The organism is Nocardia sp. NPDC005978, assembly GCF_040614455.1.
Lineage (GTDB): Bacteria > Actinomycetota > Actinomycetes > Mycobacteriales > Mycobacteriaceae > Nocardia.
The window spans coordinates 1-10,728 of sequence record NZ_JBEXUS010000176.1 but is presented as its reverse complement, the minus strand read 5'-3'; the positions used below and the strand labels follow the sequence as shown (position 1 = coordinate 10,728).

Below are 10,728 nucleotides of genomic sequence, written 5' to 3'. Positions count from 1 at the left end.
TTGCCAACCGCCAGCCGTGTCGAGGCCGGGGGTGCGCGCACCCCGGGCCCCGCTGCGGTATCGCATCGATTGGTGCGCGAACTCGCCCGCCGTGACACAGTGGTCGGATGGGACGCTCTCGCAAATCGATCATCTTGGCGGCACTGCTGGCAGCGGCCGGTGGGGCCGCCGCGTTCGTCCTGAGCCGGCGGCCGCAGCCGCCCGTCCCCGCGGCCGAACCGCCGCGTCTGGGCTACTCCCGCAACGGCTCCGCGCCCGCCCCGCTGGCGGACGCGGAGACCAATCGCTGACGCGGGCCTAGCGGCTCACCGAGCGCTTGTACTGCCGCACCGCCAGCGGCACGAACACGATCAGGATCACCACCACCCAGATCAGGGTGGTCGCCACCGGATGCCGCATGGACCAGGCGTCCGGCGGCGGGAACGCGTCACTGGTGTTGCCGAACAGCACGCGGGTGGCCTCGGTCAGCGCCGACACCGGATTCCATTCGGCGAAGACCTTCAGCGGGCCGGGCAGATCGTTCAGCGGCACGAAGGTGTTGGCCAGGAAGGTGAGCGGGAAGATCACCATGAAGACCGCGTTGTTGAACACCTCGGGTGCGCGCACCATCAGGCCGATGACCGCCATGATCCACGAGATGGCGTAGGCGAACAGCAACAGCAGCACGTAGGCCAGCACCGCGTCCATGAACGAGCCGCGAATGCGCCAGCCCACCACCAGACCGGCCAGCGACATGACGATCAGGCTCACCACGTTGATGACCACGTCGGCCAGCGTGCGGCCGATGAGCACCGCGGCCGGCTCCATGGGTAGCGAGCGGAAGCGGTCGATGATGCCCTTCTGAATGTCCTCGGCCAGGCTCAGACCCGTGAAGGTGCCGCCGAAGACGACCGTCTGGGCGAAGATGCCCGCGATGAGGAATTCGCGGTAGCCGCCCTCCAGGCCGGGAATCTTGATGGCCGTGCCGAAGACGAACGCGAACAGCAGCACGAACATGATCGGCGACAGCGTCGAGAAGATCAGCACATCCGGCACGCGCCGAATCTTGATGACATTGCGCTTGGTGATGGTGAGACTGTCGCTCACCAGCATCGAAGCGCGTTCGGCCAGTGACGGTTTCGCGGCGGTGGCGACACTCATCAGTTCTGTCCTTCCGTCGTCGCGGCCTTGGCGCCGTTGACCAGATCCTCGGCTTCGTGGCCGGTGAGGGTCAGGAACACATCGTCGAGCGAGGGACGGCGCAGCGCGACATCGCGAATCACGACCTCGTGCTTGGCCAGCTGCCCGATCGCGTCGACCAGCGCCTGCGAGCCGTCGCTGACCGGGACGATGATGCGGCGCAGACCCGGCTCCAGCCGAATCTCGCCCTGCGCCAGGCCGATCAGCGCCTCGTGTGCGATGCCGAGACTGTCGGCATGGTCCACGGTCAGCTCGATGCGATCGCCGCCGATCAGGGCCTTCAGTTCATCGGAGGTGCCTTCCGCGATGACCTTGCCGTGATCGATGACGGCGATGGAATCGGCCAGCCGATCGGCCTCCTCCATGTATTGGGTGGTGAGCAGCAGCGTCGTGCCGCCGGCCACCAGTTCGTCGATGACGTCCCAGAGATCAAGGCGCGCACGGGGATCCAGGCCGGTGGTCGGTTCGTCCAGGAACAGCACGGGCGGATTGGCGACCAGGGCGCCGGCCAGGTCGAGCCGGCGGCGCATACCGCCGGAGTAGCCCTTGACCGGGCGATCGGCGGCGTCGGAGAGCCGGAACCGCTCGAGCAGTTCGCGGGCGCGCTCCTTACTGCGCTTGGTGCCCATGTGATAGAGCCTGCCCACCATCTCGAGGTTCTCGAAACCGGTGAGATATTCGTCGACCGCGGCGTACTGACCGGAGGCGCCGATCCGAGATCGCAAGAGCTGCGGCTCTTTCAGCACATCCACACCGGAGACGGTGGCCCGGCCCGCGTCGGGGATGAGCAGGGTGGTGAGTACGCGCACCGTGGTGGTCTTGCCCGCGCCGTTGGGGCCGAGCAGCGCGGTGACCGTTCCTTCGGGGACGGATAGATCGAGTCCGTCGAGTGCGACGGTCCGGCCGTACTTCTTGACCAGACCCTCGGCGACTACTGCGTCGGGCATGATTCTCCTGATGTCGTGTGGTCAGACGCTCGCAGGGGGTCTGAACTGCGCGAACGCCGCGGAACGAGATCGGACATATGGGGCAAGTATCGTCCGATCCGCGGGAGAATGTCATCTGAATAACACGGCGGTTTCGGCACGAACATATGTTCGCACGAGGGTACGACAGGTTCGCGGCAGAAAAATCTTGGAACGCGATGCCCCGATGGCCACGCGATCTGCCGGTGTCGCGTAGGATCGTTTCCGTCGGCCCCTCCCCCCCGGGCCGACCCTACGCGGGCCTCGGCTAACTCCCCCCCTTCGCCGAGGCCCGCCCCCATGTCCGGGGTAGGTTCGCCGGTGACGGCGAAGAGGGATCAATCAGGCGAATCAGACCAACGGCCGTATTTCGTTGCGGCGCAGGACATGCCCGTGCAGGCGGTTGATGCCGCGGACGCGGACCGTGCGCAGATGCCGCAGATCGAACTGCGGGTTGTCGCTGATCTCCTGTGCCGCACCGTCATCGATGAGCACCGTGCCCGGGCGGGCAACACCGGTCAGGCGCGCGGCCACGTTCACCACCGACCCGTAGAGGTCCCCGAAGCGTTGCAGCACTTCGCCATAGGCCAGACCCACCCGCAGCTCCTGGGTGACGCCGTGCGAGGCCGTGGCGGCCTCCTGGATGGCCAGGGCGATGCGCGCGCCCTGCTCGGCGCTGTAGGACGCGAACATGACCTCGTCGCCCACGTTCTTGATCACCCAGCCGCCGTTGGCGGTGATGGCGTTGCTGGTGGCCGCCTCGAACGCCTCCAGCAGCGCCGCCAGTTCCTCGACCTCCAGGTGCCGGGTCAGGCGGGTGTAGCCGACCATGTCGGCGAAGCCGACGGCCAGCATGCGCTGGGTGTCGCCCGCGTAGGTGCCCTCGTCCAGCGAGCGCGCCAGCGCCGCGTCCAGATGCCGCCGCCAGGCGTAGGAGTGCAGCGCCTCGAAATCGGTCACCACCTCCTCGGTGGCCGAGCGCGCCACCTCTGCCCGATCCGCGCCGGGATCGTCGGCCAGCCGGTTCGCGATGCGCGCCTGGATCTCCTCGGTCACCAGATCGACCTGCCACTCCGCCAGCCGCGCCATGGAGCGGCCCAGGGTGCGGGCGGTGGTGGTCTGGCGGTGAATATCCGCCTGGGCGAGCACATTCAGGCGCGCGAAGGTGCGCGCGGCCTCGATGTCGGCGTCGGTGTACTCGACGGCGTCGTCGTCGGGATCGGCCGGGAAACCCAGCGCCACCCACAGCCGGCGCGTGAGCGAGGACGGCACCCCGGTGCGCCGGGCGACCTCGCGCCGGTTGTACCTGCGGGGACCGTTCAGCAGATACGGCTCCACCACGGATTGAACGAGTCTGGAGATTTCCGTGGCAGCCATGCAGTCACCTTACGGGGCGATCAGGCGCGGATTCAGCGCACTGTCTCGTGTCACAAAGAACGACGGCGGATTCCGGAGGGACCGTGCCGGGGACCGTCCGCGGGTGAGTGGACACCGGGGACGGAATACGCGGCCAAGATCACGGATGTGGGCTTGACCTGCGATGAGAAGGGTTGTGGAGCCTAGGGGAATCGAACCCCTAACCCCTGCCTTGCAAAGGCAGTGCTCTGCCAATTGAGCTAAGGCCCCGAACGGGACGAGTCCCGAAGAGGATCACATCAGCGAGTGGTTACCTCGTGCCAGAGATCCGCGTCGTTGCGCTGGCGGAGCTTGCTGATTCCGAAGATCACCGCGACGACTACACCGACCGTGAGGAGAAATTTCATGAATCCCACCCTACTGTGATGTTCGAGAGTGGGCCTAGGAGGACTTGAACCTCCGACCTCTTCGTTATCAGCGAAGCGCTCTAACCGCCTGAGCTATAGGCCCTCATCCGGTTCAGAGTGTGTCACCCTGACCGAGGCAGAAGATTACCGGATGAGTGCGCAGATAAGCAAAACGGCCGGTCACCGGCCTGAAAGTACAGGCGGGACCGGCCGTTTCGGCACCGGGATCAGCGGGGGCTAATCGGGGTCCGCCAGGGTCACCTGGATACCACCGACCAGATCGCAGCACTGGTTGTAGACGAACACGCCCACCGTGGACAGCGCGGTGAGCAAAACCACATTGATGAGGCCGATGACACCGGCGTAGCCGAACACCGTGCCCGCGTCGATGATCCCCGAGGAACCACCGTCCGACACCATGTCGGTGAAGGTGCTGTTGAGCCGCTCCCACACGCCCATGCCCTCGAGCACGAGGTACAGCAGGCCGACCGCCAGCATCCACACGAAGAACATGGCCACGCTGATCACCAGCGAAACCTTCAGCGTGGACCAGGGATCGATGTGGCGCACCTGCACCGTCGCGCGCAGCGGCTCACCGGTGGCCGCTGCCTGCGCCACCGCCGCGGGGGCGGACGGCGACACCGGACCGGCCGGCGGGATCGGTTCCGGCATCGGCAGCGGATGCCGGATCTCCGACAGATCCGGCAGATCCTTCACCAGCTCCGGGCGCGAGATGCTGCGGGTCGGTCCGTCGATGCCGACGGACTTGACCATGGCGGCTTCCTTGCGGGCCGCCTTGGCCGCCAGATCGGCCGTGGTGCGGGCATTGGACGCGCCGGCGTTCAGCCCGCCGCCGCCCAGTCCGCCGCCGCCACCGAGGCCGCCGCCACCGCCGAGCCCCCCGCCGCCACCGGACGGCGGACGACCGGTGGTGGGCGACTGGCCCGGCCGGTAGAGGTTGGACTGCGGCTCACGCTGCGGCAGCTGCGACCAACCTCCGTCCTGGTACGGCGAATTCCCAGCCTGACCGTCGACCGCTTCGGGAGCGGTCACCTCGGACGGGTCGGTCGTGCGCCCGGATCCCTCCGGCGCGAAATCACCGGAGGCATCCGATGTTTCGTGCGATTGCGGCACACCGCCCTCGTTGCCGGACCCCGGACGCGGGCGCGGCGGAATCGGGGACGGGGCGATTCTCTCGGTCACACCGTTGGCGTGACCGCGCTGGTCATTCGGCTGATTCGTGGTCAATGGTGAATCCTTCGATCCGTTGTGCCGCCGCTGTGTGGTGAAACTACTGCTTCGCCGAATCGCCGGTGTCGTCATCGGCGACCTGGTCGGGCTCGTCCGCGTTCCGCGCGATCGCAAGCAACGTATCGCCCTCGCCGAGGTTCATCAATCGCACACCCTTGGTCTGGCGCCCGGCTTTACGAACCTGATTGGCCGCAGTGCGAATAACTCCGCCGCCCGAAGTGATGGCGTACAGCTCATCATCATCGTTGACGATGAGCGCTCCGACCAGACTGCCACGTTTCGGGTCGTACTGAATGGTCAATACACCCTTTCCGCCACGGCCCTGAGCGGTGTACTCGTCGATCGCGGTGCGCTTGGAGTACCCACCCGCGGTCGCGACAAGCAGGTAGATTCCGTCCCCGTCGCGAACCACGTTGAGCGAGAGCAGTTCGTCGTCCGCGTTGAACCGCATGCCCTGCACGCCGGAGGTCGCGCGGCCCATCGGGCGCAGCACCTCGTCGTTGGCGGAGAAGCGGATCGACTGGCCGTGCGCGGACACCAGGAGCAGATCGTCCTCGGCCGAACACAGTGCGGCGCCGACCAATTCGTCGTTGTCGCGCAGGTTCACCGCGACGATGCCGCCGGTCCGGTTGGAGTCGAAATCGGTCAGGCGCGACTTCTTGACCAGGCCGTTGCGGGTGGCCAGCACCAGGTGCGGGGCATCCTCGTAGCTCTTGAGCTGAATGACCTGGGCGATCTTCTCGTCCGGCTGGAAGGCCAGCAGGTTCGCCACGTGCTGACCGCGCGCGGTGCGCAGCGCCTCGGGCAGCTCGTACGCCTTGGCCCGGTAGACCCGGCCCTTGTTGGTGAAGAACAGCAGCCAGTCGTGCGTGGAGGTGATGAAGAAGTGCCGGACGATGTCGTCCTGCTTGAGACCCGCGCCCTGCACGCCCTTGCCGCCGCGCTTCTGCGAGCGGTAGAGGTCGGTCTTGGTGCGCTTGGCGTAGCCGGTCTCGGTGATCGTGACGACCACGTCCTCGCGGGCGATCAGATCCTCGTCCGCGACGTCACCGTCGGCGGCGATGATCCGGGTGCGGCGATCGTCGCCGTGCTTGTCGACGATCTCCGCCAATTCGTCACGGACGATGGAGCGCTGGCGCTCGGGCTTCTCGAGAATGTCCTTGAGATCGGCGATCTCCAGCTCGATCTTCGCCAACTCGTCGATCAGCTTCTGCCGCTCGAGCGCGGACAGGCGGCGCAGCTGCATGTCGAGGATCGCGGTCGCCTGGACCTCGTCGATCTCGAGCAGCTGCATCAGGCCGGTGCGGGCGGTGTCGGTGTCGGCCGAACGGCGGATCAGGGCGATGACCGCGTCCAGCTGATCCAGCGCCTTGACCAGGCCGCGCAGGATGTGGGCCCGCTCCTCGGCCTTGCGCAGCAGGTACTTGGTGCGCCGGACGATCACTTCCAACTGGTGGTTCACGTACAGCCGGATCATCTGATCCAGGCGCAGCGTGCGCGGCACACCGTCCACGATCGAGAGCATGTTCGCGCCGAACGAGGTCTGCAGCTGGGTGTGCTTGTAGAGGTTGTTCAGCACCACCTTGGCGATGGCGTCGCGCTTGACCGTCACCACGATGCGCATGCCCACGCGGTCCGAGGACTCGTCGTGGATGTCCGAGACGCCCGCGATCTTGCCGTCCTTGACCTGCTCGGCGATCGCGTTGATGAAGTTGTCGGTGTTGACCTGGTACGGCAGCTCGGTGATGACGATCGTGGTGCGACCGCGCGAGTCCTCCTCGATCTCCACCACGCCGCGCATGCGGATCGAGCCGCGGCCGGTCCGGTACGCGTCGTTGATGCCCTGGGTGCCGACGATCAGGCCCGAGGTCGGGAAGTCCGGGCCCTTCACGCGCTCCATGCACGCTTCGAGGGTGGCCTCCTCGTCCGCGAGGTGGTTGTCCAGCGCCCAGAAGATCGCCTCGGCCAGCTCGGTGAGGTTGTGCGGCGGGATGTTGGTGGCCATGCCGACGGCGATGCCGTTGGAGCCGTTCATCAGCAGCGCGGGCACCCGCGCCGGGAGCACGACCGGCTCCTGGGTCTTGCCGTCGTAGTTCGGCGTGAAATCGACCGTCTCGTGGTCGATCTCGCGCAGCATCTCCATCGCGAGCGGGGTCAGGCGGCACTCGGTGTAGCGCATGGCGGCCGCGCCGTCGTTGCCGCGCGAACCGAAGTTGCCCTGGCCGTCGACCAGCGGATAGCGCAGCGACCACGGCTGGGCCATGCGGACCAGGGTGTCGTAGATCGCGGTGTCGCCGTGCGGGTGGTAGTTGCCCATGGTGTCGGCGACCGGGCGCGCGGACTTCACGTAGCTGCGATCGGGGCGGTAGCCGTTGTCGTACATCGCGTACAGGATCCGGCGGTGCACCGGCTTCATGCCGTCGCGCACCTCGGGCAGCGCGCGCCCGACGATGACGCTCATGGCGTAGTCGATGTAGGAGTTCTGCATCTCCTGCTGGATGTCGACCGGTTCGATGCGGTCGCCGCCCGACGGGGGAAGCTCGGTTTCAGTCATGAATTGGTCTCCGTAGGAAGTCTTTTGGATGGTTCCGGACGCAGGAGAGGCCCGGGGATGCGATGCCCCCGGGCCCTACCTCGCTAGACGTCGAGGAACCGAACGTCCTTGGCGTTGCGCGTGATGAAGCTGCGGCGCGCTTCCACGTCCTCGCCCATGAGGATCGAGAAGAGCTCGTCGGCCGCGGCCGCGTCGTCGAGCGTCACCAGACGCAGCACGCGCACCGACGGATCCATCGTGGTCTCCCACAGCTCCTTCGGGTTCATCTCGCCCAGACCTTTGTAGCGCTGGATGCCGTCGTCCTTGTTGATCTTCTTGCCGGCGGCCAGGCCCTGCTCAAGCAGCCCGTCGCGCTCGCGATCGGAGTAGGCGAACTCCGGATCGCTGCGCTGCCACTTGAGCTTGTACAGCGGCGGCTGCGCGAGGTAGACGTGACCATGCTCGACCAGCGGGCGCATGAAGCGGAACAGCAGGGTGAGCAGCAGGGTCGAGATGTGCTGGCCGTCCACGTCGGCGTCGGCCATCAGCACGATCTTGTGATAGCGCAGCTTGGCGATGTCGAACTCGTCGTGGATGCCGGTGCCGAAGGCGGTGATGATCGCCTGGACCTCGTTGTTCTTGAGCACCTTGTCGATGCGCGACTTCTCGACGTTGATGATCTTGCCGCGCAGCGGCAGGATCGCCTGGTACATCGAGTCGCGGCCGGACTTGGCCGAACCACCGGCGGAGTCGCCCTCCACGATGTAGATCTCGGACTTCACCGGATCCTTGGAGCGGCAGTCCGCCAGCTTGCCCGGCAGCCCGCCGAGGTCGGTCGCGGACTTGCGGCGCACCAGCTCGCGCGCCTTACGCGCGGCCACGCGCGCCTGGGCCGAGGACACCGCCTTGGTGACGATGGTCTTCGCATCGGCCGGATTCGCCTCGAACCAGTGCGCGAGATGCTCGTTGCAGGTGCGCTGCACGAACGACTTGACCTCGGTGTTGCCCAGCTTGGTCTTGGTCTGGCCCTCGAACTGCGGATCCGAGATCTTCACCGAGACGATCGCGGCCAGACCCTCGCGGATGTCGTCGCCGGTGAGGTTGCCGTCCTTCTCCTTGAGGAGCTTCTTGTCCTTCGCGTACTTGTTCACCACCGTGGTGAGCGCGGCGCGGAAACCCTCTTCGTGGGTGCCGCCCTCATGGGTGTTGATGGTGTTGGCGAAGGTGTGCACGGACTCGGAATAGCCCGAGTTCCACTGCATCGCGACCTCGAGCTCGTGCCCGGTGCCCTTGCCGGTGAAGCCCACGATCGAGTTGTGGATCGGGGTCTTGGTCCGGTTGATGTGCTTGACGTAGTCCTCGAGCCCGCCCGGGTAGTGGTAGGTGCGGGTCTTGACCTTCGGCTCGGCGGCCGGGGCGTTCTCGTCGAGATGCTTGGGCGCCTCGGCGGTGTCGCTCACGACCTCGTCGGTGACGTCGTTCTCGGCGACCCGCTGGTCGGTCAGGGTGATGGTGAGGCCCTTGTTCAGGAACGCCATCTCCTGCAGCCGGCGCGCGACCGTCTCGAAGTTGTAGGTGGTGGTCTCGAAGATGTTCGGGTCGGCCCAGAACCGGATCGTCGTACCCGTGCGGCGGGTGGCGTCGCCCTTGACGAGCGCGCCCGGCTTGGAATCCTTGTACTCCTGGGTCCAGTGGAAACCGTCGGTGTCCACCTCGGCCTCGAGGCGGGTGGACAGCGCGTTCACCACCGAGATGCCGACGCCGTGCAGACCGCCCGACACCGCGTAGGCGTCGGAGTCGAACTTGCCGCCCGCGTGCAGCTGGGTCATGACGACCTCGATGGTCGGCACCCCCTGCGCGTGCATGCCGACCGGAATACCGCGGCCGTCGTCGACGACCTCGACGCCGCCGTCCGCCAGCAGCGTGACATCGACGCGGCTGGCGTAGCCCGCCATCGCCTCGTCGACCGAGTTGTCGACGACTTCCCAGATCAGGTGGTGCAGGCCGCGCTCGCCGGTCGAACCGATGTACATACCGGGACGCTTGCGGACCGCTTCGAGGCCCTCGAGAACAGTGATGGAGTCGGCACCGTAGCCCGGGTTGCCTGACTTGGGCTTGGTCGAGCCGTCTGCGTTGGAGTCCATGGCAGCCACTGGTCGGTAGCTCTCCTTACTTGCTGATCCTCCCGGCGCCGGACGAGCGCACACGTGGGGCCCGAAAGCATGTCTGCTCGAGAGTTACGGGTCCACGCGCGAGCTGTCGCTGAACGCGCCGGGAGGTATCGCCGCTAGTTACTCCCCCATCCTACTGGTACGACCGACAAGGAATGCACCTATGACACCCCTGAGTGGGCCGTGAGTGCGAGAAATCGACCAGCAATATGTCCGGTCATGGGTGACGGGCGTGGAAAGAGCCTCAGCGGGCGGACGAGCGCGCGGGCGGACGAGTTTGCGATGCGGTTCGCCGCGATCGTGATCGCGCGGCGGCCCGAACAGGGGTTCGGACTGGTCCGAGGTGCCGGCCCGTCGTTTCACGTGGAACGACGCGACGGGCGGGCCGGGACGGCGGGGCCGATTCCGCCGCAGGCGATTCCGGCCCGATGCCCCCGCTCGGCCTACCCGTAGGTGTCGCGGGGGCCGCGGCCCTTGATGTGCCGCTCACCCTTGCGCCAGCTCGGCGCGGTGGGCCCGTTGATGCGCAACTGCTTCACGACGCCGTTGCCGACCGCGGCGGCGATCTTGGCCAGGATCTGCGACTGGAACATCCGCAGCTGGGTGGCCCAGGCGGTCGACTCGGCCTGGATGCTGAGCACGTGGTTCTCCAGCGAGATCGGCTGCGCGTGCGCGGCGATGTCCTCGCCCACCACCTTGGCCCACTGGCCGAAGACCATGCCCTCGGCCACCTTGCCGGACCAGCCGCGCCCCTTCGCGAGCTGACTGGTCAGCGCGCCGAACAACTGCGGATCGCGATCGTCCGGCCCCGACCCGGACCAGCCCCGGCGGCGGCCGCGCAGCGCGCGCACCCCGCCCGTCCGCGG

General features: G+C 67.0%; 9 protein-coding genes and 2 tRNA genes. 1 reads left to right on the top strand and 10 read right to left on the bottom strand.

What is annotated here, in order from left to right:
• The first annotated feature begins 107 nt into the window (after positions 1–107).
• Positions 108–290: a hypothetical protein gene (locus tag ABZ319_RS38670; RefSeq protein ID WP_354991561.1), complete on the top strand. Its 183-nt coding sequence runs from the start codon at positions 108–110 to the stop codon at positions 288–290.
• 7 nt (positions 291–297) lie between these two features.
• Here ABZ319_RS38670 and ABZ319_RS38665 read toward each other — a convergent pair whose 3' ends face one another.
• From ABZ319_RS38665 to ABZ319_RS38620, 10 genes are all read right to left on the bottom strand, one after another.
• Positions 298–1,140 carry an ABC transporter permease gene (locus tag ABZ319_RS38665; RefSeq protein WP_354991560.1) on the bottom strand — a complete coding sequence of 281 codons (843 nt, stop codon included), beginning with the start codon at positions 1,138–1,140 and terminating at the stop codon, positions 298–300.
• On the bottom strand, positions 1,140–2,126 hold the full coding sequence (locus ABZ319_RS38660) for an ATP-binding cassette domain-containing protein (RefSeq protein WP_354991559.1): 987 nt from the start codon (positions 2,124–2,126) through the stop codon (positions 1,140–1,142). The genes ABZ319_RS38665 and ABZ319_RS38660 overlap by 1 nt, the downstream gene beginning before the upstream one ends.
• A 369-nt stretch (positions 2,127–2,495) precedes the next feature.
• Positions 2,496–3,521, bottom strand: coding sequence for an adenylate/guanylate cyclase domain-containing protein (locus ABZ319_RS38655; protein WP_354991558.1), 1,026 nt, complete (start codon positions 3,519–3,521; stop codon positions 2,496–2,498).
• A gap of 176 nt (positions 3,522–3,697) precedes the next feature.
• Positions 3,698–3,770: transfer RNA gene (locus tag ABZ319_RS38650), tRNA-Ala, on the bottom strand.
• Between the two features lie 29 nt (positions 3,771–3,799).
• The gene (locus tag ABZ319_RS38645; protein WP_354991557.1) at positions 3,800–3,907 is read right to left on the bottom strand and encodes a DLW-39 family protein; all 108 of its coding nucleotides are present in this window, start codon (positions 3,905–3,907) and stop codon (positions 3,800–3,802) included.
• Positions 3,908–3,936: 29 nt separating this feature from the next.
• Positions 3,937–4,010 (bottom strand) — tRNA-Ile (locus tag ABZ319_RS38640).
• A gap of 134 nt (positions 4,011–4,144) precedes the next feature.
• On the bottom strand, positions 4,145–5,155 hold the full coding sequence (locus tag ABZ319_RS38635) for a DUF3566 domain-containing protein (protein ID WP_354991556.1): 1,011 nt from the start codon (positions 5,153–5,155) through the stop codon (positions 4,145–4,147).
• 43 nt (positions 5,156–5,198) lie between these two features.
• A complete protein-coding gene (gene gyrA / locus ABZ319_RS38630; protein WP_354991555.1) occupies positions 5,199–7,712 on the bottom strand; it encodes a DNA gyrase subunit A in 2,514 nt (837 codons plus the stop codon).
• Positions 7,713–7,795: 83 nt separating this feature from the next.
• Entirely contained in the window at positions 7,796–9,835 is a 2,040-nt protein-coding gene (gene gyrB / locus ABZ319_RS38625; RefSeq protein ID WP_354991554.1) for a DNA topoisomerase (ATP-hydrolyzing) subunit B, read from the bottom strand.
• Between the two features lie 470 nt (positions 9,836–10,305).
• Positions 10,306–10,728, bottom strand: a 423-nt coding sequence (locus ABZ319_RS38620) for a DUF721 family protein (RefSeq protein WP_354991553.1), incomplete at its 5' end; no start/stop codon positions are given.